A 21,913-nucleotide genomic window follows, 5' to 3' on the forward strand; every position below is an offset into this window, starting at 1 on the left:
TGTGACCTTATTCCCTTTTCTTTTCAGGACCGGCGAGACACCCGCATCGTGACGTCAGAATCTTTCAATTCTCCCGCCGGAACACAGACCGTGCAGGAGGTTTTTCTCCAGCATCTTCATCAGACCGAAGCGCCGGTTACGGTGTTTCTGGTCAATGGTGTGAAGCTTCAGGGGGTTGTGGCCCAGTTTGACAGCCAGACCCTTCTTTTGCGTCGGGATGGGCACGTTCAGCTCATTTATAAACATGCCATCAGTACAATCATGCCGGTGGGAGCGCTCCCACGCTTTGCGGAAAATGAACTTTGAGCGGATTTGATACCAAAAAGCCTGCAACACGCGCTGCGGTCATTCTTCCATGGGAAAAGACTGGACCGCAGGAAGATATTCGGGCTGCTGATGCCCGGCTGGAAGAGGCGGTCGGTCTTGCTGCTTCCATTGGTCTTGTCATTGTCCGTCAGGCCGCGATCCTGTTGCGGGCCCGTCGTCCGGCAACATTGCTGGGGAGCGGGCAGGTGGAGCAGCTTGCCGAGGTTGTGAAGCTCGATCAGGTTGATGTTGTCATCGTTGATGCGCGCCTTTCGCCGGGTCAGCAGCGCAATCTTGAAAAAGCCCTTGGCTGCAAGGTCATGGACCGAACGGGACTCATTCTCGATATTTTCGGTGCGCGCGCGGCGACGCGGGAAGGTGTGCTTCAGGTTGAACTGGCGCATCTGGAATATCAGCGTTCACGGCTGGTGCGCCTTTGGACCCATCTTGAGCGCCAGCGCGGTGGTTTTGGCTTTCTGGGTGGCCCAGGTGAAACGCAGATGGAAGCGGATCGCCGGATGCTGGCCGAGCGGATTGGCAAGATCAAGCAGGAACTGGAGAAGGTGCGGCGGACACGCGGCCTGCATCGAGATGCCCGCAAACGTGTTCCTTTCCCGATTGTGGCTCTGGTGGGATATACGAACGCGGGTAAATCCACGCTGTTCAATGCTCTGACTGGTGCTTCGGTTCATGCCCAGGATCAGCTTTTTGCAACGCTTGATCCGACTATGCGCGCGCTTCGCCTTCCGTCCGGGCGGAATGTCATTCTGTCCGACACTGTCGGCTTTATTAGTGACCTGCCGACAGAACTCATCGCGGCTTTCCGGGCGACACTTGAAGAAGTGTCTCAGGCGGATGTTATCCTGCATGTGCGTGACATCTCCCATCCGGATAGTGCTGCGCAGCGTGCGGATGTGCTGAATGTTCTGGACGGCATGGTGCGTGATGGCATGCTGGATGCCCAATGGCCGGAGCGGACAATTGAGGTTCTGAATAAAGCCGATCTGATGGGCGGCGTTGAAGCTGTTCCAAAGCGGGAAAACGCGGTTGCAATTTCCGCCATTACTGGCGATGGCATTCCAGATCTTTTTGAGACGCTGGACCAGTATCTGACACAGGCCATGCTCGATATCCGTGTCCAGCTTTCGCTCCAGGATGGTTCAGCTCTTGCCTGGCTCTACCAACATGGTGAGGTGGTAGAGCGTCTGGATCATGAAAATGGAATGGACGTGTTTGTGCGTCTGTTTCCCATGGACCGGGAACGCTTTGAACTCAGTTATCCCGGGCGTACGGTTGCCGCCTGAAGAGCCGCATTGGCTCTGGCCGCTTTCGCCTTCTGGCGGGAGCGGTCCAGCGGAACAGCCAGAGCGAATGTCAGGATCAGTCCTAGAACATTGATGATGATCTGAAGTCCGAGGCCCGTGCCGAAGCTGCCAAGGATGAGCCGTCCCAGCAGATCAAGGACTGTGCCGAATGAAAACACTTCCAGCGAGTTGCGGCCCAGAAGGGCCAGAACCTGCCCCAGTTTGTCTGCAGAAAAGCGTCGCAACAGGCTGGAGGATTGCACCAGATAAAAGATCGACATGATGTCGAACAACCGCCAGACGGCGAGAGTGGATTTGCCATTATTCGGCGGTGCAGGAAACAGCCTCAGGCCACCGAGATGCCAGTATTCGTATGGGAAGCACAGGACAAACGCGCCGATCAGATAGCCGCCGCAGAGCACTTTTGCCCAGGTTCTGGCGGGAAGATCGCCATGATGCCGTGAGGCCCAGACGGCGCCTAATACACCCAGAATATAGAGAAACTGCCAGCCGAACGGGTTGAGATACCACCCATTCGGGTCCAGCCAGTTTGGAATGGTAATGCGCGGATCAATATTCGCGACGGCCCAGATCGCAGCACTGCCACCCAGCAGCAGCCAGACGCTCTTTTTAAGCACGGCATAAATCAGCGGGAAAAGCGCCAGAAGAACAATGTAGAGAGGCAGGATATTCAGATAGCTCGGTAACGCATCGAACGTCAGGATCCGCCAGAGCCAGCCATAGCCATGTGCGAGTTGTGGTTCGAGAATATATTCAGGCACAGGTTCATAGTGACGCCAGTGTCGGACGGTCCAGACGAACACAAGCGTCATGGCTGTTTGATAAAGGTATAATTTGGCGCAGCGGGAGAGAATGCGCCTGATGCCGCTGCTCCAGCCTTCCCGGTCAATCAGGCGGCCATAAGCCAGATAAGACGCATATCCTGCCAGCATGACAAAGATTTCTGCGGCATCGGCAAATCCAAAATTTCGGATCGTGATGCGGTTGATGAGGTTATCTGGCACATGGTCTGCCAGCATCATCAGCAGGGCAGCCCCTCGCAACGCATCCACGCGATGATCGCGAGTATGCTTGCGCGGTAAAGATTGCGCATCGGATGAAGAGGCGGGCAACTGCATAGGGGTTTAATACAGTTTTCGCTTAACCAAAGTATGGAGGTTTGCTTACCGCAACATTAAAGATTGTATGGAAAACCGAACAGGCAACATGCTCTCACTCTTGTCATCTGTTTCCTGAGCCCGCGCGACAAAGGTTTTTAATGCTGGAGTTCAAGCAGGACTATTAAATTTTTCGAAGGAAATTAGTGGCGCTGGGTTTGTACATAATCATTGGCTGTAAAAGGTGGGGCAGAAATTGCGTAAAAGGTGAGGGATGAATCTTCTGCTGCGGCGATATGATGTCTGAGGCGGGGGCTGATGCGAACAATATCTCCGGCCTGAACAGAGGATTTATCTTCTCCAAGCCAGACCGTGCCTTTGCCTGAGTGGATGAGATAAATCTCTTCAGAAGCTTTATTGTAGCTCTCGGGGTAGGCGGTTCCAGGGGCTAGAGTGAACAGGGCAATGCTTTGATGGGTCGACAGCAGAACTGAACCGATCCGATCCCTACAAATTCCTGTAATGTGCTTCCCGGTGCTGGATACATGGCAGGAACATGTTCGGGGTGTACGACCTGTGCCGCAGCAAGGCCGGGTGCAAACAGAAGCGCAAAAATGCCGTATCTGAGACTCATTGGGGCTGGTCTTTCGTGCGGGTCAAGGCCGTAATCTGTTTGCGGAATGCGGGATAACGCTGACTGAGGATCTTGCGTTCGCCAAGCCTAAAATCTTCTTGAATAAAGCCAGGCGCCATTGTGGTTCCAACAAAAGACCAGCCTGCTGGTCCTACGGGAGAAGAACCTTGCCAGACATTCTCCGGGACAACATAGGCAGGATGATCGTGGTCCAGAACGACGTTTTCTGCGATGCCATCTGGATGCAGGAGAAGGAGATGAACGGGGTCGCCGGAATAGAAATGCCAGATCTCGGCGGTCTTGAGTTTGTGAAGCGCAGAAAAATCCTGCCGCGTCTCGACAAAAAGAATTGCTGTTGAGAGAGGGTGCGCTATGCCGTCATAGCGGTCTGGGAGAGCTGACCCCGGAATGATTTCGGTTGCTCGCTGGAGTTGCGCAAACCATCCCCCTTCCGCGGGGATACGCTGCATCTTGTAGTGTTTGATAAGCGCCTGAGCCGCAGCAGGAATTGGAGTCGTCGCACTCGATGAGGTCAGGGCAACCGGACGTGCTGTTGCGACGGGAAGAAAACCTGCGACAAGCAGGCCGCCGCACAGAAGGCAGGCATTCAGAAAGCGTAGCATCCGGAAGGAGTATCCTTTGGCGGTCGCGGGGCCAGTCTTTTGTACCCCGCTTCCGGTAGAGATGCGATGGGGCCTGCCAGTAGAATTACATCGCGAGCAGGGCGTTGTCAGACTGCGACGCAATGATGCTGTGCTGGTCCTGCTTCAGACCCATCACTTCTACCGTTCGCCCATGGTTGCGTAGTTTCTCTAGGGTCTTTTCGAGGACCTGAACAGACGTCACATCCCAGAAGCGGGCATGGGTCAGATCCAGAATAACAGTGTCTGCATCTGTCAGATAATCGACGGCTTCGTAGAGGCCATCGGCTGACGCAAAGAAAACCTGTCCCGCGACTGTATAGATTTCCGTCGAGCCATCGCGATGGGTACTGATGGTCAGGAGTGCTGCGGCTCTCCATGCGAAAAAGACGCCTGATAGCAGGACGCCAGCCAGAACGCCTGCTGCGAGGTCATGTGTCAGGACGACGACGACAACTGTGATCAACATGATCAATGTTGAGAGTTTTGGCTGGCGAACAATGTCACGCAGACTGGACCATGAGAACGTACTGATGGACACCATGATCATGATGGCGACGAGCGCGGCCATAGGTACCTGGCCGACCCAGTGATGCAGCAGGACCATCAGGGTTAAAAGAAACGCACCGGCAGTGAAGGTCGAAAGACGTCCGCGGCCACCATAGCGCAGATTGCCGACGGTCTGACCGATCATGCCGCAACCTGCAATGCCGCCAAAAGCGCCAACGAGAATGTTGGAAATTCCGAGCCCTGTGCATTCCATGCGCTGGTTGCCGTGCGTATCTGTCAGATCGTCGACGACTGAAGCGGTCATCATGGATTCAAGAAGTCCAACCGCTGCCATGGCGACAGCATAAGGCAGAACGGTCGACACGGTGGCCCAATCAAAGCTGATATGGGGGAATGTCAGGTGAGGAAGGCCTGTTGGTAGGTCGCCAAGATCCGACACTGTATGAACCGACATCGGATGCAGCATGGTGATGGCTGTCAGCAGGACGATACAGATCAGGGGAGAGGGAATGGCATCCGAGATTTTCGGAAGCAGATAAATAACGACCAGTCCCAGAGCAATAAGGGCGTATGTTTCCCAGCCTACACCGAGCATCTGTGGCACCTGTGCGGAGAAAATCATGATGGCCAGTGCATTGACGAAGCCTGTGCGGACTTCGGCCGAGACAAAGCGCATGACGGTTTGCAGCCTGAGCAGGCCAAAGACAATTTGCAGGGCTCCTGCGATCAGGGTCGCGAGGATCATGGCCTGTACGCCATGAGCATGGACGAGGGGAGCCGCAACCAGAGCAACCGAGCCTGCGGCTCCGGAGATCATGCCAGGTCTGCCTCCAAAAATCGCGATCGATATCGAAATGATGAAAGAGGCGAAGAGGGAAACAGCCGGGGAGACCCCTGCGATATAAGAGAAGGCAATAACTTCTGGAATGAGGGCAAATGTGCCGACCATGCCAGCCAGAACCTCACGCAGCGGGTTTTCACCCCACTGACGGCGGTAGAGAGCGGGTGTCATGTTCAGTCCTTTGAGGATGCAAGGTCAAAAGGGTTGCGACGTATTCGGGCCCGGCGCGGCAATGAGACATTCAGTGTAACGCGACTTGCTTTCTGAATGAAGCGTTTCTGCCAGAAAATGGCAGGTGGTGATTGAACACTCCGTGTTGTCAGGACGTTGGCGTTTCACTGACTATGAGGAGCGTTCTATGAGTAACTATCCGAAACCCCCGTTCGACACGCCTTTGCAAGACCGTATTCCTGGTCAGACGTCCGAGATGACGCCCAAGCCGGATCATGGAGAGCAGAGCTACGTCGGTAGTGGGAAGCTGCGCGGGAAGATCGCCATTATTACAGGCGGTGATTCTGGAATTGGTCGTGCGGTCGCTATTGCGTTTGCTCGTGAAGGGGCTGATGTCGCGCTGTCATTCCTGCCGGAAGAAACAGAAGATGCCCGGGAAACAGCACTTTGGGTTGAAAAAGCGGGGCGTAAAGCGTTGCTTCTGCCGGGGGACATCAAAGAGCGTTTTGTTTGTAAGGAAATCGTGGACAAGACTGTCGCCGAGTTTGGCGAGGTCAATGTGCTGGTCAATAATGCTGCGTTTCAGATTGAGCGGGACTCTTTGGACGAAGTCAGTGAAGATGAGTGGGATCTGACGTTCGATACCAATTCGGGTGCTGTCTTCCGATTGTCGCGTCTTGTCGTTCCGCATATGCCATCGGGTGGCGCGCTGATCCACACGGTCTCGGTCAATGCTGATCGGCCCAAGCCGAAGCTGCTTGCCTATTCAGCCACTAAAAGTGCCATTCTGAATTTCAGTGGTGGACTGGCAGAACTACTGGCTGAAAAGGGTATTCGGTCCAACACGGTTGCACCCGGCCCGATCTGGACGCCTCTGATCCCGGCAACAATGGATGGTGAGCATGTCCGGAATTTTGGCGCGGATGGCCCGATGAAGCGTCCCGGTCAGCCCGCGGAACTTGCAGCCGCCTATGTTTTTCTGGCCAGTGATGAGGCAAGTTATGTCTCAGGGGCGAATATTGCTGTCACGGGTGGTGTGCCCGTCATCTGAACTGAAAAATTTGTAGAAAAGTTTCAGAAAGGGCTGGACGCCTGCTTCGGCTTTCTCTAAAGAACGCATCGCTGTGTGGCGGATGTAGCTCAGTCGGTAGAGCGCCGGTTTGTGGTACCGGTTGTCGCGGGTTCGATCCCCGTCATTCGCCCCAGCATTCTTTTCCAAAATAAAATCAATGAGTTAGTTCTTCAGAGTTTTTCTGGACTCTGACGCTGCGTCATGGGTCGAGCGTCATGCCTTTTGGATCATTCCAAGGGCTTCTGACCATGCACCATTTGACCCTGCGTGGACGCACATATTGCGTTCGCTTCATCATTCCCAAAGACCGTTGGTTTGACGTTGGCAAAGCCACAGGGTCCATCACAGGACGCCGTAGAGACATCGTGCGGACACTCGGGACGCAATGTCGTTTCGAGGCCCTGAGGCGTCGAGATGCGGCCATTTCAGCAATCTGCAATCATCTTAATCGGGTCCTTCAGGAAGCCGATATGGAGCCGCTGGGCTCTGGGTGGGTTCCTCAGTGGTCCAGTGATGCTTCTAACGATGAGCTGCCTCTAGTTACCACCAATAAGGCTTGTGTTCGGTCTTCTTCTTCTTCTTCTGATGCCATTATGACAAAGACGCTTGCACGGCGAGCTTTAGAGAGGTGGCAGAGGCAGGAAGAGCCTGAGTGCTTGGGCGCTCTGCTAACCCGATGGCATCGAGAGCTAGACGGACAGGTTAAGAACGAGCTTTTAGACCGTTACAGGCTTTTCTTCAGGTCTCTTGGAGATTATCTTTTGGGGCAGGAAGCAGGTGGTCGAACGGTCCATTAAGTACGAGCCTCCGACCCTATAAGTGCAAAACGCTAAAGCGTGGTTTGAAAATGCATTTACAAGCTCCTGAAAGAAGCGACAATTCTTGATAAAATTATATCGAAATTGCAACGTATAGGATGGGAAGTTCAGGAACGGAGCATTGTCATGGAAAGAGCGTGGTTCGCAGCGAAACGATATGGCTACGGGACCGGGCGCGCCATTACCTGGGAGGGGCGCGTCACGATTATCGTGTCCATGGGAATTATTGTTTTGACTAATCTGTTCATGATGTGGGCCAAGAGTATCCCGATCATGGTTCTTTCCTGCGTTATTGATCTTGTGACCGTTATTGTGCTGCTTTGGATCTGTTCTGTGAAAACAGAAGGCGGGTGGAAATGGCGCTGGGGCGATGATTAGGCGAACGCTCTTTTTGCTCTGCCAAGGGTTTTATGGCTTCGTCGGGTGTATTCCAGGCGTATGATGTCGGTGCCAGTGATCTTCTAGGGCCATACGTTCGTAGCGAAGCTTTTGCCGGATCCAGTGCAGCATTCCAGAGAGCGTGACGATAACAATTCCTACAAAAGTCCAGCTATCCAGCGGTTGATGAAAGAGCACATAGCTGAAGGCTACGGCCCAGAGCATCTGGCTATACTGGGGTAGGGCGACGCGATTGGCAGGAGCGAGTGCCGTCGCCATCATCATGAAAAGTTGGCCCAAGGCTGCCAGAAAACCGTATCCGAACAGAAGCGCCCAGATTGCAAAGCCATGTGGCCAACTCGCATGTGTCAGCATCAGAAGTCCGTCGCCTATCAAGGGGCCAAAAAGACTTGATCCGAACAGGGAAAGTCGGGCGCTGTTATTCCCCGCCAGTCGGTAGGCAATGACGCTGGTAGCATTGGCTGCGGCTGCAATAACGGCGCATAAATGGCCAAGATGAAAAGCCCGGACGCCGGGGCGCAGCACAATCAGAACGCCCAGAAATCCAACTGCGACGGAAAGCCATGTCCAGCCTGAGACTTTTTCTTTGAGAAGCCCAACAGAAATCAGGGTGACGAAGAACGGCATCAGGAACATGAGTGCCAGGGCTTCAGGCATTGGCAGAAGCATGAAGGCCATGACGCTGGCTGCTGTTGAAACAAAAGTGGAAACCGCGCGCAGCAGCCACATGGATGGCCGGTCAGTTGCAAAAATGTCGGAATAGGGTTCGTGAGGTTTCCGAATGAAGGGGAGGATGAGAAATCCCAGCACACCTCCAGAAAAAGCCACTTCAAAAGGATCGAGGTGTCCTGCCAGTCCTTTGGAGCAGGCATCGCTGATTGAGAAGAGCGCAAAGCCGACAAAGGACAGCATCATGCCTGATGATAGAAACGTTGCTTTCATGTGAGGTGTCCCCCTTTTCGGGCGTGGCCCAGGTGGGGACTATGAAAACCTCATGGGTCAAACCGTCAATGTTTCAGAAGATGAAAAGCTCTGTTCTGCTCAGGTCAGGTGTGCAGGAGGTTCTGATAAAAGCTTCTGCAAGCCGGCCTCAAGCGGTATTGGATCGATGCCAAGTCGTGTCCGCATGGGAGTGATGTCGAAATTCTTGTCTTCCAGTAGTCGGCGGACTTCCTCGGGAGCCACTTTTGGCAGTTTCGGGAGGTGTCGCGTCATATGAGATGCTGCCACCAGAAACCATCCGGGTAACGGGATGATCGGGCGACCTCCGAGACCTGAGAAATACAGGATCATCCGTACGAATGTTCGGTATGAAACGGCATTTGGTCCGGCGATAACGAGGCTCTCTGGTCCACTGACTTTCCCCTCAAGAAGCAGGTGGATTGCCGCAATGATGCTCCGAGTGACGTCCTGCTGATTAATGGGCTGAACGAGCGAGCGGCCACCGCCTGGTAAGGGAATGACCGGCAGCCGTTCCAGAAGAAGAGCCAGACGCTGTACGTTGTCTTCGCCTTGGGCGCCGTAAATCATGGTTGGATGCAGCAGAATGGAAGGACGTCCATCCGTTTGTAATGCAGCTTCCCCAGCCAGTACGCCTCGGCCATGATCATCGAGCCAGCGGGTAAACTTGCGTGTACTGCCCAGAGCAACGATGGGGGCGTTCGTTGCGGCAAGAATGGCGGGTAGATGTCTTGCATGTGCTGTGTTGACGACAACCGCTGCATTTTCGAGCGCGATCGGCAGTGCAACAGGGTCAGTCAGGTCTGCTTGGCGAACCGCGATGCAAGCTTCTGCAAGATCAGGGGCCAGTTTGCCACGATTACGGACAACGGCAATGACCTGATGTCCGCTTTTAATCAGTGCCCGACAAAGAGCTGCACCGGAGCGGCCACTGGCTCCGATAACGCAGATTTTCGCTATTGAGCTGGATGGCAGGGTCATTGAGCAGTGACCGTCAAGGCTTCAGGGGAGAGAAGGGACACAGCGCCAACAGGTGTCGAAGCCAGTGTGGAAAGGGCGGTGAGAGCCATTGGAGGCTTGGGGGCAAAGACGATGGAGAGCGTCCGGTTGTCGGGATTGGCGACGTAGTTGGGGAGGGCAGCGAGAGAAGGGTAGGGTGACAGCGCCATTTCCAGTCCCTGCGCCATAACTGTTTTGGCCTGATCCTGTTCGGTGCCGTTCAGCGGGCGGCCCGCGTTGAGGGATGGGAGAAGCTGTATCAGGCGATCACCATGGATGGTCAGGGTTGTCTGAACCAGTCGAACCGCATCCTGGAGGGGCTGGGACGAAGAGAGTTTGAGTTGCTGATCGGATGGCCCTGTCAGGTCCATGGTAAAATGAAGCTGCGTCAGGTCTGGGACTGCCAGAAGGGCTTGTGCATGGATTGCACCGGTTTCGGCTACGCGCTCCTGTGTATAAGTCAATGTGGAGTGGAGGCCATCGATATGGACCGGTGTTTTGGTTTGAGTGGAATGGAAATGAAATCCCTGACCTTCGAAAGTACTGTTGTCCCTGCCATTTTTCCTTGTCCCCTTCCCGGTCAGCGTATCCAGTCTGAAAGATCGGTCGGAAGAAATGATCTGGGCATTGGAGAGTTTGAGGCTCTCAACGGGCGGAATGGCATAGGATAAGGTGGTATTGCCTGTTTGCTGGGCCGCGACCCAGGCAGAAAATTCAGGCTGTTTGATTTTGAAATCCCGAAGCGACATTTGCAGGGAGATCATGTGCGAGGTTCGGTCTGCCTGAAGCGTCGTGCGAGACACAATTCCCATGACATTCTGAATGGTAACAGTTGCTGTCTGATCTGGCCCGTACCCTTCGATCTGAATGCTGTCACTTGTCAGGCTGTTGAAATGTGTTCCGTTCGGTTGAAGGACTTGGGAGAGATTCTGGACAGACAGATGATCGACAGTCCCGCGATCCAGTGTGACGTGGCCGAAATCCAAGGCCCCAAGACCGCTTTTCCCTGGAGTAGGGGGGGGTGTGACAAGATGTGTCATGTGAGCGCTGTGAGCGCGAATGATACTGTTGGGGGTCTGAAAAGTGGGATCTTCCATGTCCAGATGAGACAGGATCAGGCCGCCATCAGGAGTCGGGATGGGGTGGCCGAGGCGCATGGTATGAGCCCGGAACGTCAGGTTTCCATTCTGTAGAACAACATCTGTCAGGAGTGCGCCACGAGCCAGGATCGCAGGGCGAGCAGAGGCGTAAGTCAAGGTGGCGCCAGCAGGGAGGGCGGCACGAAACCGCGAAATTCCGCGGTCTAGCGCGACGGTGGCGGCATGATTGATGCCAATGGCGCTCATTCCTGCGATGACCGCGAGCAGGCTCGCTGTGAGCCAGGGGCGTTTCACGTTCTTTGATCCCGTTTTTCGTCAGCACAGGGACCGGACGTCATGGTCCCAAAAGGTGGCCGCACGATACCACTCCAGACGTCAGGGGCAAATCAGGGTTAGAAAAAATGTGGTATGATAATACCTCATTGATAAAAATGGCGGGAAACTGCGCCGAATCATCCATCATGATTCGAAAAGATGACTTGACGGAAAGGCGCAGGACCGCAATAAGGCCGCACCTGATCCGCTTTCAGGGGCAATGGTCTTCCTTCGGGACAAGCTATCGCTGCTGGGAGCGCCATCCACGGCGCGGTTCTGCCGCGCCCCAAGCTGGAATGTCACTGATGAAGACCACACGTTCGCTGAAGCCGGCGGAGGTGACGAAGAACTGGGTGCTGATCGACGCCGAAGGGCTCGTTCTCGGCCGTCTCGCCACCATCATCGCTACCCGTCTCCGCGGCAAGCACAAGCCACAGTTCACCCCGCACGTCGACTGCGGTGACAACATTGTTGTCATCAACGCAGAAAAGGTCGTGCTGACGGGTAACAAGGTTGGCCAGAAGCTGTTCCATTACCACACGGGTCATCCGGGTGGCATCAAGGAGCGCACCATCACGCAGCGTCTCACGGGCAAGAACCCGGGTCACGTTGTCGAGAAGGCTGTCGAGCGCATGATCACACGTGGTCCGCTGCAGCGCGCTCAGATGAAGCACCTTTATGTTTACGCTGGTTCCGAGCACCCGCATGACGGCCAGAAGCCTGTCAAGCTGGACGTGGCTGCCCTGAACCGCAAGAACACCATCTCACACGAGTCGTAAGGCCTGACCATGTCCGAGACCCAAGAGCGCACCGGCACGCTGCAGGACCTTGCGAGCGTTGCTCCTGCAGTTGCCACCAATGCCGCCCCGGTTCACGAAGTAAAGCGTGACGCACAGGGCCGTTCCTATGCAACCGGTCGTCGTAAGGACGCCGTGGCCCGCGTATGGATCAAGCCTGGCAAGGGTGACATCATCGTCAACGGCCGTCCGGTCACGACGTATTTTGCCCGTCCGGTTCTGCGTATGCTCCTCACGCAGCCGTTCCTGATCGCTGATCGTTACAACCAGTTCGACGTGTATTGCACGGTTGCTGGTGGCGGTCTGTCCGGTCAGGCTGGTGCAGTTCGTCACGGTATCTCCCGTGCACTGACGCATTACGAGCCGAGCCTCCGTGGTATTCTGAAGGCTGCTGGCTTCCTGACGCGTGACAGCCGTATTGTCGAGCGTAAGAAGTACGGCCGTGCGAAGGCACGTCGTTCCTTCCAGTTCTCGAAGCGCTGATTTTTCAGCTTTTCGAAGCTTTGGGGAAGCCCCGGTCATTTTGTGGCCGGGGTTTTTTCATATCTGAATTCTGAATTTAGTGTCTAAAAATACCTCGTTTTAGAAATAATATTTCCCTATCGCCACTCCGGAACTCCTGTGGCAGAGTGCCCGCACGTTTATCAGACCAGCTTGCGGAAGTTCTTTTCCATGACGACCTTTACCATTGAAAAAACCGATACGCCCACCGATCCCGCTCGCCGTGCGGAACTGCTGGCCAGCCCTGCGTTCGGTCGTGTCTTCACCGATCACATGGCGGTCATTCGCTATACTGAAGAAAAAGGCTGGCATGATGCCAAGGTGACGGCACGTCGCCCGCTTAGTATCGACCCGGCTTCTACGGTGCTGCATTATGGTCAGGAAATCTTCGAGGGCATGAAAGCCTATCGGGAAGCTGATGGGCATGTGGCGACCTTCCGTCCGCAGGCCAATGCATCGCGCTTTGCTGCATCCGCAAAACGAATGGGCATGGCTGTTCTGCCGGAAGATTTGTTCATTCAGGCCGTGGATGAACTGGTTCGTGTGGATCAGGATTGGGTCCCCTCTGGCGATGGGCAAAGCCTCTACCTGCGCCCATTCATGATTTCGAATGAAGTCTTCCTCGGTGTGAAGCCCGCGACGGAATATCTGTTCATTGTCATTGCCTGTCCGGTCGGTGCGTATTTCAGTTCCGGGTGTGTGTCTGTCTGGGTCTCCGAATTCTATACGCGTGCTGCGATCGGCGGGACGGGTGAAGCCAAGTGTGGCGGCAATTATGCGGGAAGTCTGGTGGCTCAGGCTGAAGCCAAGGAAAAGGGCTGCGATCAGGTTCTGTTCCTTGATGCCCGTGAGCGTCGCTTTGTCGAGGAAATGGGTGGCATGAACGTCATGTTCGTCCGAAATGACGGCAAGATTGTCACGCCTCCGCTGGGTGGCACTATTCTTCGTGGCATTACCCGGGACAGTCTGATCAAGCTTGCTTCGGACCACGGCATTGAAGTTCTTCAGGAACCAGTGGAAATTGATGAACTGTTCGCTGGCGCTGCGTCTGGAAAGTATACGGAGGCATTTGCCTGCGGGACGGCCGCAGTCCTGTCGCCTATTGGCAAGCTGATCCGTCCTTCAGGGGAAGCGGTTTTCGGTGATGGCAAGACGCCAGGCCCTGTTGCGATGAAGCTCAAAACGCTTCTGACTGATATTCAGGGGGGGCGGACAAATGATGTGCATGGTTGGGTGCATCGTATCGTCTAAGGGGTAACAAGATCCTGCTTTTGGCGAGGTTTTAACTTGAGGGGCCGGGCATGTCGCGGAATGTGACAGAGTTTGCCCGGCTCTTTTCGCTTCGTATTTCTGCACAGATCCGACTTGCCTTGCGTAAGTGTAAGCTGGCACATCCTACCGATACTTTGTGACCACAAGACCCGGAAATGGTTTCGACGTTCCCGTGAAATCCTTTCGTGCGGTTGAAAGAATATCTGCTCTATGGTTCAGCATGTCGTCCCGGTAATCCTGTCAGGTGGATCAGGAAGCCGTCTCTGGCCTGTTTCGCGCAAGAGCTATCCCAAGCAGTTCTGGCCTCTTTTGAATGAAAAAACACTCATTCAGGAAACTGCGCTACGGGGGCAGGGCGCTGGTTTTTCCGACCCGATTATTATCTGTAATTCAGAACACCGTTTTATCGTGGCTGAACAGTTGCGGGATGCTGGAATCCATAAAAGCCGGATCGTTCTGGAGCCTGTGGGGCGAAACTCTGCACCTGCTATTGCAGCGGCAGCCTTCATGGTTGCGGAGCAGGACCCGGAAGCGATCCTCTGGATCATGGCGGCAGATGCGGCGATTACGGATGAAGACGCGCTGCGTGGTGCGCTTGTAAAAGCGATTGATGCAGCAGAGAGCGGGCGGATTGTCACATTTGGCATGACGCCGACGCGACCCGAAACCGGTTACGGTTATATTGAAGTCGGTGCTGAACTGAAAACTGTTCGGGGGGTCTACGATGTTTCCCGGTTTGTTGAAAAGCCAGATGCCGAGAAGGCCCTAACGCTTTGCAGCTCCGAGAAGTATCTCTGGAATTCTGGCATGTTTGTCGTGAAGGCTCGTGTCTTTCTCCAGGAAACCGAGCGCTACGAGCCGCGCATTTATGAAGCCGTTGGTCAGGCAGTTCGCAGCCGTCACACGGACATGGATTTTGAGCGGCTTGAAGAAAAGAGCTTCGCTGCGGCACCAGATATCTCGGTTGATTACGCGATTGCTGAACGGACTGAACTTGCAGCTGTTGTGCCGGGTAGTTTCGGATGGTCTGACATTGGAAGCTGGGATGCGCTCTGGGATCTGAGTACCAAGGACGCAGATGGTAATGCGGCTATTGGTGATGTCTTTCTGGACGGGGCGAAGAACTGCTACGTTCGATCTGACGGAATTGTCGCGACGGTGACGGGTGTCGAGAACCTGATTGTGGTTGTTACGCCGGATGCGGTCATGGTCTCACATCGGGACCGGGCACAGGACGTCAAGCACATGGTGTCCCGTCTGGTGCAGGCCGGGCGTAAGGAAGCAACTTCCCATAACCGCTGTTATCGTCCGTGGGGCTTCTACGAAAGTCTCATTCAGGCGGATCGTTTTCAGGTCAAACGGATTGTGGTGGAACCCGGAGCGAAGCTTTCCCTTCAGAAACATTTTCATCGGGCAGAGCATTGGGTTGTTGTCGGTGGCACGGCGCTTGTGACCCGTGATGATGATCTGGTTCTGGTAAGGGAAAACGAGAGCGTTTATCTGCCTCTTGGGTGCGTTCACCGTCTGGAAAATCCTGGAAAAATTCCGTTGACGTTGATTGAGGTGCAGTCTGGCCCGTATCTCGGGGAAGACGATATCGTTCGTATCGAGGATGTCTACGCACGGAGTTGAGCGATCTTGCGATCAGGCAGGTTGGTCTATCCAGCCCGCTCTGATCGCTTCTGTCAGTTGCTCGGGTGTATCGAGATCGTCCAGAAGTTCTGGAGCAGTTATTTTCAAAGGGAGATTGTTCTTCCAGAGATCCCGAAAGCCCTTGTCTCCCTGAAGTTCTGATGCTTTTGCAAGTGTGTCCGCCGTCAGACGCACAGGAATGCCCAATGCGCCTGGTCTGTATTCCGAAACGATATTATTGCGTTCTCCATTCTCAAGCAGTTGATTTAAGCGTGCGAGCGTCAGGCACGGCTGATCTGTTCCTGCGATCAGGACAGGCTCGGAGTGTCTTTGCAATGCTTGCGCTGCCACCTGAAGGGAACTGGCGAGGCCGGTCTCCCAGTCTGGGTTGCGGCAGATTTTAATAGGCAGATCAGTGAGTGTTGCTTCAACAACTTCAGCGCTTCCGCCTGTAACAATGATCAGTCGATTGGGACGGGTCTGTAGCAGCAGATCAGCAATATACCGTACAAGCGGCATCCCCTGTTTGAGGAGCAGTTGTTTGGGTTGCCCAAGACGTCTGCTGCCGCCTGCGGCCAGAAGAACGGCATTATGAGACATCACGACGGTCGATATGCTGTGACTTGAGAGAGAATTGACAGGGCAATTTCCATTGGGTTGCGGGCATTGATGTCCATACCAGCAGGTAAGTGAAGTTTTTCAAGAGCGTCAGTCGCAATGCCTGCAGCTTTGAGAGCGGCGAGGCGGCCAGCTATTTTGCGGCGGCTTCCGAGAATACCGACGCAGAAAGCATCGGAGTTCAGAGCGTTGGTGGCAATGGTCAGATCGGTATGGGCATCGTGGGTCAGAGTATAAACGGCTGTCCAGCGATCAAGGGTGAGATCGGAGAGAGCCTCTGTCAGGCGTCTGCGATCATAATGCTCTGCATCGACCATGCTGGGAGGGACGGCGGGTCCCAGCGGACGGAGCAGGACAGTCTCGATATTGAACTGTGGGGCCAGTTTCAGAAGTGCAAGCGTAACGGGGTCTCCCCCGGCTACGACAATCCTCAGTGGTGGGGAATAATGCCGCACAAATATTTTTCCCTCTTCGGATAAGGGCTGGGTGTGCGTGAAATGCATTATTCCTGTTTGCAGGTCCGTTACGAGGGCGATGGCCTGACGGCCAGCGCGGGCGTTCCGTAAGGCTTCGACATGCGTTGCCAAGTTTGCAATTGGCCGCACAAAAATACTGATCCGTCCTCCACAGGTGAGTTGGATATCCAGAACAGGACTGCCTGCGCCATAATCCAGAAGGCGAGGGATACGGTCTTGCAGGCATTGCAGGGCTTCGGCCGCAACTGCGGCTTCAACACAGCCCCCAGAAACATATCCCTGAACGTCTCCGCTGCTGGAGATGGCCATTTCACTGCCGAGGGGGCGGGGTGAAGATCCGGTAATGGACACGAGTGTGGCGAGGGCAGCCTGCTTGCCCTGTGCAAGCCATGTTTCCAGTATGGGAAGGAGATCATCTGTCAGGCCGTATTCCGGCCATTGGGGAAGGGGTGCAAGCCTGTCCGGCCCCATCATGAAATATCCTTTCCTTTACGAGCGCGAGAGACTAATCCCAAATACGATTATGACATAGCCTGTCATGAACAGGAGTTGATCCGCCCCGTAGTAGGTTTATATCGGCAGGGATAATCATTGGAGCAGAAATTGGTCGAACTCCTGAGTGTCGCACAGGCGGTGGATCTGGTTCTGGGGTATGCAGGTCACTTTGGGACTGAACAGGTTCCTCTGGCTGAGGCCTCAGGGCGTATTCTCCAGCACACCATCAGTGCGGAGCGTGCCCAACCTCCTTATGATCGTGTCATGATGGATGGCATTGCCTATCGCTATGGAACTGGTTCTGTTCTTGAGTGCCGGGGTGTTCAGCGTGCTGGCGTGCCGGGGCAGGAGCTTGCGGAAGGGGCTGTCTGCCTCGACGTCATGACAGGCGCGGTTTTGCCTCAAGGGGCAGATACTGTTGTTCCGGTTGAGCGTCTGCTTCGGAATGGAAAGCAGGTTCAGTTCGAAGAGGGCTACACTCCCGAGAAGGGCCAGTTTATTCATCGTAAAGGCTCTGACTGTGCGGCGGGGCATGAGCTGCTATCCCGGGGGCTACGGCTGAATGGGCCGGCCTTGGCCGTTCTGGCCGGGAATGGACATGCGACTGTTGAGGTCGCTGCTCGTCCCTCCATCGGAATCATCGCGACGGGCGATGAACTGGTTGACGTCGATGCTTCGGTGCGAGACTGGGAAATCCGGCGTTCGAACGAATACGCTCTGACAGGGGCTCTGGTGTCTCGAGGGTTCACCCGTCTTGAACGATCGGTTGTGCCTGATGATCTTGCCAGGACGATTCTGGCACTGGAAAAACAACTCGCCAGGCACGACGTTCTTGTCCTCAGTGGGGGTGTTTCCATGGGACAGTTCGACCATGTGCCGAAAGCATTGATGAAGCTCGGGGTGGAGCGTGTTTTTCATAAGGTCGCGCAACGCCCCGGTAAGCCTCTTTGGTTTGGTGTTGGTCCTGAAGGTCAACGTGTTTTTGGGCTACCCGGTAATCCCGTTTCCGCGACATGCTGTGCGACGCGCTATGTCATTCCCATGCTTCTGGCGGGACAGGGTGTTGTGCGTCCTGAAACATATTCCGTACAACTGGCGGCAGAAGCCTCCCGCGTTCCAACGTTGACCCGGTATCTGCCTGTTCGAGTAACGCATGATGAGGCCGGGCGCGCGATGGCGATGCCACATCCGATGCCGACTTCAGGCGATTTCAGTTTTCTGGCTGCAACTGATGGCTTTGTAGAGTTGGCGCCCGGCGAAGGCTTGGCTCCTGCTGGATCCAACGCTGTTTTTCATGGCTGGTAGCACGCCTTTGACATCTGTTCGGGATCGCTTTCAGCGGCCTCTGCATGATCTTCGGATCTCCGTCATGGACCGGTGTAATTTCCGGTGTCCGTACTGCATGCCGGAAGCAACGTATCATGAGCATTTTCGTTTTCTTGAGCCTAAGGAAAGGCTGAGTTTCGACGAAATCGTGCGGGTTGCTCGGGCGGCGGTTGCGTTGGGCGTAACGAAGTTGCGTCTGACGGGTGGTGAGCCGCTGCTGCGACCTGACCTGCCGTCTCTGGTCCGTCGTCTGGTGGAGATTCCTGGCGTTGAGGATGTGGCTCTGACGACGAATGGCGTTCTGCTGGACCGTCATGCTGTCGCTCTCAGAACTGCAGGGTTAGGGCGGGTTACAGTCAGTCTTGATAGTTTGGACCCTGCGATTTTTTCCCGCATGAGTGGTGGGCGCGCGCAGCTTGAACCGGTGCTCTCTGCGATTGAACAGGCAAATGCGCTTTCGTTCCCAGGTGGTGTGAAAGTGAATACTGTTGTGCAGCGTGGTGTGAACGATACGGGTGTGGAGGATCTTGCTGCCCGATTTCGGCATACTGGCGTTATCGTGCGTTTCATCGAATATATGGATGTTGGAACGCGTAATCATTGGGAACTGAAAGAAGTTGTTCCTTCCCGTGATCTTGTAACGCGATTGAATAAATTATGGCCTCTGGAGCCGCTAGGTGCCCAGTATCAGGGTGAGGTGGCCCGTCGCTACCGTTATCAGGATGGTGGTGGCGAAATCGGGTTTATTTCATCTGTGACGGCGCCCTTCTGTGGGGACTGTTCCCGTGCCCGTCTGTCTTCGGATGGGAAAATCTATACGTGTCTGTTTGCCTCTGAAGGTACGGATCTGCGCAGTCTTTTGCGGAGTGATGTTAGGGATGAGGCACTCCGGGAGCGGTTGGCGTCCGTGTGGCGGGCGCGGACGGACAGATATAGTGAAGAACGTGTTGCAGGTGAGACCAATTCGGCGTCACGCCGGATCGAGATGAATTATATCGGTGGTTAGATCGGGAGGCCGGGACAGATGAAAACGCTTACCCATGTCAATGAGCGTGGAGAAGATCCGCGGATGGTGGACGTCAGCGGCAAGACCGTGACGGAGCGCACGGCTCATGCGCAGGCGCGTGTTCTGTTTCCGACGGATGTGGCGAAGACCCTGAGCGATGCGGGGTTCATGACAAAGAAGGGCGCTGTTTTGACTGTCGCGCAGATTGCGGGCGTGATGGGCGTGAAGGCGACGTCCCAGTTGATCCCGCTTTGCCACCCGCTGTCTCTCAATGGATGTCGCGTTGAGATTACAATGGAAGGGGACGAAGCCGTGATTGATTGTCGTGTCTCCTGCCAGGGGAAGACCGGCGTGGAGATGGAAGCCCTGACCGGGGCCTCTGTCGCTGCACTGACGATCTATGACATGTGCAAGGCGCTTTCGCACGATATGGTCATCCGGGATGTTCGACTGATGGGAAAGGCCGGAGGAAAACGCGATTTCCAGCGGATCGAAGCATGAGACCGCTTTACGGGCTGGTTCTGGCTGGCGGGGTCAGTTCCCGCATGGGGCAGGACAAGGCTGCGCTGACCTATCATGGGGAACCGCAGCTTCGGAACGCTTTCGATGTGTTGTCTCCGCTAGTCGAGCGGTGTTTCATATCGGTTCGGCCTGCACAGAAAGACGAGCCTCTGCGTGCGGGGTTTCCTCAGATCGTTGATGCGGTCGATGTAGATGGTCCGGCTGCGGGTCTTCTATCTGCCCATCAGGCCTACCCTGAGGCCGCATGGCTGGTTTTGGCCTGTGACCTGCCCTTACTGGATCGTGTCACGTTGGAGACCCTTATCGGTGCTTGTCAGCATCAGCATACGGCGGTGGCTTATCGCAGTGAGCATGATGGTTTGCCTGAGCCGCTCTGTGCAATCTGGGAGCCTACGGCTCTGGAGGCTTTGGCGCGACAGGTGGCGGGCGGTCGGAACTGTCCGCGGAAACTTCTGATCAATAGCGATACCCTGCTTCTGTCTCCGCAGACGCAGGGGGCATTGGATAACATTAACACCCCTGAGGAACGCGAAAGCGTGACCCGACGGTTGGGAGGCCAGATGATCCGCCTCGAAGTGGAATATTTTGCTCAGATGAGAGAGTTAGCGGGGCAGAAGACCGAAACGGTAGAGACCGCTTTTGGGACTGTTGGGCCGCTCTATGAGCAGCTGAAGGAAAAATATGGCTTTCCCTTTGAGGCTTCTCGCCTCCGAGTTGCTCTGAACGGGGATTTTGCATCTTGGACACAACCCTTGATGACCGGAGATCATGTTGTGTTCATTCCCCCGGTGACGGGCGGATGACGCACTTTCTGATGGCGGATGCGCCAGTCGATCTGAATGCGTTGCGGGATGGTTTGCATCTGGCGGAAGCCGGAGGGTTCTGCACGTTTGAGGGATGGGTGCGGAACAGCAATGAGGGCCGCGCTGTGGATGGTCTTGAATATGAGGCTTATGCCGCGCTGGCCGTAAAGGAGGGCGAACGGATCATCGAGGAAGCTTTGGCCCGTTTCGAGATCAGCCACGCTGTGGCGATGCATCGCACGGGAACACTTCGGATCGGGGATGTGGCTGTCTGGATCGGTGTATCTGCGCCGCACCGGGATGCGGCTTTCCGGGCCTGTCGGTACATTATTGACGAGATCAAGCATCGCGTTCCGGTTTGGAAGAAAGAGCATTACCTTGATGGTGATGCCGAATGGGTTGCCTGCCATCACTGTCAGACGGCTCCTCGGGCCAGTGATGAATCGCATGACCATGGACATCATCACGATCACGGTTCCTGCGGTCATCAGCATTGAGTGTTTGCCCGATGACAATTGCTCAAACGTCATCGGGCACTGTTGTGCTCTTTCTTCGGAGATGAATGTGCGCCCTCTCTACTGAGGAATGGGCAGGACAGATTGTATTTTTAGATTGATATTGCAAATCATTCTCAACTAATGTGTCTCCGGTTCTGCTGATTCGGAGATTGATCATGACACGGACACCACTTTTCCTGTCTGACCTGTGCTGCTGTGAGCGTCTGGCGCTCTGGAGTATCCGGTGTCTGGTCAGTCGTTATCGACTGCCTTACTGCCATGAGACGCGCACGACGGATGGCATGTTCCCAGCGTCGTTCCGGCCTGTGCTGGATGCGGCCGAGCGGGCGTTCGAGGATGCCAGTCAGCATCTGAAAGCGATGGGAGCACCGCCTCTCGATATCAATCCGCCAGGATCGCAGGGCTTGAGCGCTATGGAAGAGCGTTTTCTTCAAGGCATTCAGACTGTTCAGAACGAAGGGCAGAAAGAAGTTTTCGCTCTTTTGGCGGATCTGTTTCCCGAACGCCTCATGCAGGGCTACGTCGTGACAGCCCTTGCGCTGATTTCGGATTGTATGGCTGGGATTGGCCACTGGCTTCCACGGCATGAACGGAAAACGGCTGGGGCAGGCGCATTGTCGTCTCTGGCCCGCTGGAAGAAGATTCATCCCGCAGACATGCGCGTTCTCTGGCCGCGTGATGTGCCTCCGTCATGGGCGGGAAGAACGCTGCATTAAACTGGCAGGTGTGAAGATGAGAAATACTTCTTACACACGCGGA

Annotated in this window: 24 protein-coding genes and 1 tRNA gene; 15 read left to right on the forward strand and 10 right to left on the reverse strand. The window is 55.1% G+C overall.

The window, feature by feature from the left end; translation table 11 throughout:
- Positions 1-48: 48 nt before the first annotated feature.
- Both hfq and hflX read left to right on the forward strand, forming a co-directional pair.
- Positions 49-306, forward strand: coding sequence for an RNA chaperone Hfq (gene hfq / locus HKD32_RS09475; protein WP_010502314.1), 258 nt, complete (start codon positions 49-51; stop codon positions 304-306).
- On the forward strand, positions 303-1,610 hold the full coding sequence (gene hflX / locus HKD32_RS09480) for a GTPase HflX (protein ID WP_194257917.1): 1,308 nt from the start codon (positions 303-305) through the stop codon (positions 1,608-1,610). The genes hfq and hflX overlap by 4 nt, the downstream gene beginning before the upstream one ends.
- Here the strand turns inward: hflX and HKD32_RS09485 are convergent.
- The 5 genes from HKD32_RS09485 to HKD32_RS09500 form a co-directional block, all read right to left on the reverse strand.
- Positions 1,583-2,749 carry an OpgC family protein gene (locus tag HKD32_RS09485; RefSeq protein ID WP_061932216.1) on the reverse strand — a complete coding sequence of 389 codons (1,167 nt, stop codon included), beginning with the start codon at positions 2,747-2,749 and terminating at the stop codon, positions 1,583-1,585. The two genes, hflX and HKD32_RS09485, sit on opposite strands and share 28 nt — an antisense overlap.
- A gap of 182 nt (positions 2,750-2,931) precedes the next feature.
- A complete protein-coding gene (locus HKD32_RS15220; RefSeq protein WP_337905527.1) occupies positions 2,932-3,252 on the reverse strand; it encodes a cupin domain-containing protein in 321 nt (106 codons plus the stop codon).
- Positions 3,177-3,362 (reverse strand): hypothetical protein, encoded by a 186-nt coding sequence (locus tag HKD32_RS15225; RefSeq protein WP_228118931.1) that lies wholly within the window; start codon positions 3,360-3,362, stop codon positions 3,177-3,179. Before HKD32_RS15225 ends, HKD32_RS15220 begins: the two co-directional genes overlap by 76 nt.
- Positions 3,359-3,985, reverse strand: a complete 627-nt coding sequence (locus HKD32_RS09495; protein WP_194257918.1) for a cupin domain-containing protein — start codon at positions 3,983-3,985, stop codon at positions 3,359-3,361. The genes HKD32_RS15225 and HKD32_RS09495 overlap by 4 nt, the downstream gene beginning before the upstream one ends.
- An 85-nt stretch (positions 3,986-4,070) precedes the next feature.
- Entirely contained in the window at positions 4,071-5,525 is a 1,455-nt protein-coding gene (locus HKD32_RS09500; RefSeq protein ID WP_061932220.1) for a SulP family inorganic anion transporter, read from the reverse strand.
- Between the two features lie 187 nt (positions 5,526-5,712).
- Between HKD32_RS09500 and HKD32_RS09505 the strand changes: the two genes are divergently transcribed.
- From HKD32_RS09505 to HKD32_RS09515, 3 genes are all read left to right on the forward strand, one after another.
- Positions 5,713-6,576 (forward strand): SDR family oxidoreductase, encoded by an 864-nt coding sequence (locus tag HKD32_RS09505; protein WP_194257919.1) that lies wholly within the window; start codon positions 5,713-5,715, stop codon positions 6,574-6,576.
- 78 nt (positions 6,577-6,654) lie between these two features.
- Positions 6,655-6,730 (forward strand) — tRNA-His (locus tag HKD32_RS09510).
- 811 nt (positions 6,731-7,541) lie between these two features.
- Positions 7,542-7,793: a hypothetical protein gene (locus HKD32_RS09515; RefSeq protein WP_061932225.1), complete on the forward strand. Its 252-nt coding sequence runs from the start codon at positions 7,542-7,544 to the stop codon at positions 7,791-7,793.
- Between the two features lie 30 nt (positions 7,794-7,823).
- On the opposite strand, the gene HKD32_RS09520 is transcribed toward HKD32_RS09515, so the two are convergent.
- The 3 genes from HKD32_RS09520 to HKD32_RS09530 all read right to left on the reverse strand — a co-directional run bounded on the left by HKD32_RS09520 (position 7,824) and on the right by HKD32_RS09530 (position 11,167).
- Entirely contained in the window at positions 7,824-8,756 is a 933-nt protein-coding gene (locus tag HKD32_RS09520) for a DMT family transporter (RefSeq protein WP_061932227.1), read from the reverse strand.
- Positions 8,757-8,855: 99 nt separating this feature from the next.
- Positions 8,856-9,755, reverse strand: coding sequence for an SDR family oxidoreductase (locus HKD32_RS09525; RefSeq protein ID WP_061932229.1), 900 nt, complete (start codon positions 9,753-9,755; stop codon positions 8,856-8,858).
- Complete coding sequence (locus HKD32_RS09530; protein WP_061932231.1) at positions 9,752-11,167, reverse strand: hypothetical protein; 1,416 nt, start codon at positions 11,165-11,167, stop codon at positions 9,752-9,754. Before HKD32_RS09530 ends, HKD32_RS09525 begins: the two co-directional genes overlap by 4 nt.
- Before the next feature lie 326 nt (positions 11,168-11,493).
- Between HKD32_RS09530 and rplM the strand changes: the two genes are divergently transcribed.
- The 4 genes from rplM to HKD32_RS09550 all read left to right on the forward strand — a co-directional run bounded on the left by rplM (position 11,494) and on the right by HKD32_RS09550 (position 15,390).
- Positions 11,494-11,967, forward strand: a complete 474-nt coding sequence (rplM, locus tag HKD32_RS09535) for a 50S ribosomal protein L13 (RefSeq protein WP_010502300.1) — start codon at positions 11,494-11,496, stop codon at positions 11,965-11,967.
- A 9-nt stretch (positions 11,968-11,976) separates the two neighbouring features.
- Positions 11,977-12,468, forward strand: coding sequence for a 30S ribosomal protein S9 (gene rpsI / locus HKD32_RS09540; RefSeq protein WP_010502298.1), 492 nt, complete (start codon positions 11,977-11,979; stop codon positions 12,466-12,468).
- Between the two features lie 189 nt (positions 12,469-12,657).
- Positions 12,658-13,737 (forward strand): branched-chain amino acid aminotransferase, encoded by a 1,080-nt coding sequence (locus HKD32_RS09545; RefSeq protein ID WP_010502295.1) that lies wholly within the window; start codon positions 12,658-12,660, stop codon positions 13,735-13,737.
- Positions 13,738-13,968: 231 nt separating this feature from the next.
- Complete coding sequence (locus HKD32_RS09550; protein WP_194257920.1) at positions 13,969-15,390, forward strand: mannose-1-phosphate guanylyltransferase/mannose-6-phosphate isomerase; 1,422 nt, start codon at positions 13,969-13,971, stop codon at positions 15,388-15,390.
- Positions 15,391-15,402: 12 nt separating this feature from the next.
- On the opposite strand, the gene HKD32_RS09555 is transcribed toward HKD32_RS09550, so the two are convergent.
- The gene (locus tag HKD32_RS09555; RefSeq protein ID WP_061932235.1) at positions 15,403-15,990 is read right to left on the reverse strand and encodes a nucleotidyltransferase family protein; all 588 of its coding nucleotides are present in this window, start codon (positions 15,988-15,990) and stop codon (positions 15,403-15,405) included.
- Positions 15,990-16,958: an XdhC family protein gene (locus HKD32_RS09560; protein ID WP_061932237.1), complete on the reverse strand. Its 969-nt coding sequence runs from the start codon at positions 16,956-16,958 to the stop codon at positions 15,990-15,992. The genes HKD32_RS09555 and HKD32_RS09560 overlap by 1 nt, the downstream gene beginning before the upstream one ends.
- Before the next feature lie 117 nt (positions 16,959-17,075).
- Between HKD32_RS09560 and HKD32_RS09565 the strand changes: the two genes are divergently transcribed.
- The 6 genes from HKD32_RS09565 to HKD32_RS09590 all read left to right on the forward strand — a co-directional run bounded on the left by HKD32_RS09565 (position 17,076) and on the right by HKD32_RS09590 (position 21,870).
- Entirely contained in the window at positions 17,076-18,284 is a 1,209-nt protein-coding gene (locus HKD32_RS09565; protein WP_061932239.1) for a molybdopterin molybdotransferase MoeA, read from the forward strand.
- On the forward strand, positions 18,274-19,311 hold the full coding sequence (gene moaA, locus HKD32_RS09570) for a GTP 3',8-cyclase MoaA (protein ID WP_082905351.1): 1,038 nt from the start codon (positions 18,274-18,276) through the stop codon (positions 19,309-19,311). Before HKD32_RS09565 ends, moaA begins: the two co-directional genes overlap by 11 nt.
- 18 nt (positions 19,312-19,329) lie before the next feature.
- The gene (gene moaC / locus HKD32_RS09575) at positions 19,330-19,812 is read left to right on the forward strand and encodes a cyclic pyranopterin monophosphate synthase MoaC (protein WP_061932241.1); all 483 of its coding nucleotides are present in this window, start codon (positions 19,330-19,332) and stop codon (positions 19,810-19,812) included.
- Complete coding sequence (locus tag HKD32_RS09580; protein ID WP_061932243.1) at positions 19,809-20,636, forward strand: NTP transferase domain-containing protein; 828 nt, start codon at positions 19,809-19,811, stop codon at positions 20,634-20,636. The genes moaC and HKD32_RS09580 overlap by 4 nt, the downstream gene beginning before the upstream one ends.
- The gene (locus HKD32_RS09585; protein ID WP_061932246.1) at positions 20,633-21,133 is read left to right on the forward strand and encodes a molybdenum cofactor biosynthesis protein MoaE; all 501 of its coding nucleotides are present in this window, start codon (positions 20,633-20,635) and stop codon (positions 21,131-21,133) included. Before HKD32_RS09580 ends, HKD32_RS09585 begins: the two co-directional genes overlap by 4 nt.
- 176 nt (positions 21,134-21,309) lie before the next feature.
- Positions 21,310-21,870 (forward strand): hypothetical protein, encoded by a 561-nt coding sequence (locus HKD32_RS09590; protein WP_010502278.1) that lies wholly within the window; start codon positions 21,310-21,312, stop codon positions 21,868-21,870.
- Positions 21,871-21,913 lie beyond the last annotated feature (43 nt).

The sequence above is a fragment of the Gluconobacter japonicus genome (assembly GCF_015244665.1).
In the GTDB taxonomy this organism is placed as follows: domain Bacteria; phylum Pseudomonadota; class Alphaproteobacteria; order Acetobacterales; family Acetobacteraceae; genus Gluconobacter; species Gluconobacter japonicus.

Coding starts and splice junctions, on each gene's coding strand:
- HKD32_RS09485 (WP_061932216.1), bottom strand. CDS start 2,749: ATGCAGTTGCCCGCCTCTTCATCCGATGCGCAATCTTTACCGCGCAAG.
- HKD32_RS15225 (WP_228118931.1), bottom strand. CDS start 3,362: ATGAGTCTCAGATACGGCATTTTTGCGCTTCTGTTTGCACCCGGCCTT.
- HKD32_RS09495 (WP_194257918.1), bottom strand. CDS start 3,985: ATGCTACGCTTTCTGAATGCCTGCCTTCTGTGCGGCGGCCTGCTTGTC.
- HKD32_RS09500 (WP_061932220.1), bottom strand. CDS start 5,525: ATGACACCCGCTCTCTACCGCCGTCAGTGGGGTGAAAACCCGCTGCGT.
- HKD32_RS09505 (WP_194257919.1), top strand. CDS start 5,713: ATGAGTAACTATCCGAAACCCCCGTTCGACACGCCTTTGCAAGACCGT.
- HKD32_RS09515 (WP_061932225.1), top strand. CDS start 7,542: ATGGAAAGAGCGTGGTTCGCAGCGAAACGATATGGCTACGGGACCGGG.
- HKD32_RS09520 (WP_061932227.1), bottom strand. CDS start 8,756: ATGAAAGCAACGTTTCTATCATCAGGCATGATGCTGTCCTTTGTCGGC.
- HKD32_RS09525 (WP_061932229.1), bottom strand. CDS start 9,755: ATGACCCTGCCATCCAGCTCAATAGCGAAAATCTGCGTTATCGGAGCC.
- rplM (WP_010502300.1), top strand. CDS start 11,494: ATGAAGACCACACGTTCGCTGAAGCCGGCGGAGGTGACGAAGAACTGG.
- rpsI (WP_010502298.1), top strand. CDS start 11,977: ATGTCCGAGACCCAAGAGCGCACCGGCACGCTGCAGGACCTTGCGAGC.
- HKD32_RS09545 (WP_010502295.1), top strand. CDS start 12,658: ATGACGACCTTTACCATTGAAAAAACCGATACGCCCACCGATCCCGCT.
- HKD32_RS09550 (WP_194257920.1), top strand. CDS start 13,969: ATGGTTCAGCATGTCGTCCCGGTAATCCTGTCAGGTGGATCAGGAAGC.
- HKD32_RS09555 (WP_061932235.1), bottom strand. CDS start 15,990: ATGTCTCATAATGCCGTTCTTCTGGCCGCAGGCGGCAGCAGACGTCTT.
- HKD32_RS09560 (WP_061932237.1), bottom strand. CDS start 16,958: ATGATGGGGCCGGACAGGCTTGCACCCCTTCCCCAATGGCCGGAATAC.
- moaA (WP_082905351.1), top strand. CDS start 18,274: ATGGCTGGTAGCACGCCTTTGACATCTGTTCGGGATCGCTTTCAGCGG.
- moaC (WP_061932241.1), top strand. CDS start 19,330: ATGAAAACGCTTACCCATGTCAATGAGCGTGGAGAAGATCCGCGGATG.
- HKD32_RS09580 (WP_061932243.1), top strand. CDS start 19,809: ATGAGACCGCTTTACGGGCTGGTTCTGGCTGGCGGGGTCAGTTCCCGC.
- HKD32_RS09585 (WP_061932246.1), top strand. CDS start 20,633: ATGACGCACTTTCTGATGGCGGATGCGCCAGTCGATCTGAATGCGTTG.
- HKD32_RS09590 (WP_010502278.1), top strand. CDS start 21,310: ATGACACGGACACCACTTTTCCTGTCTGACCTGTGCTGCTGTGAGCGT.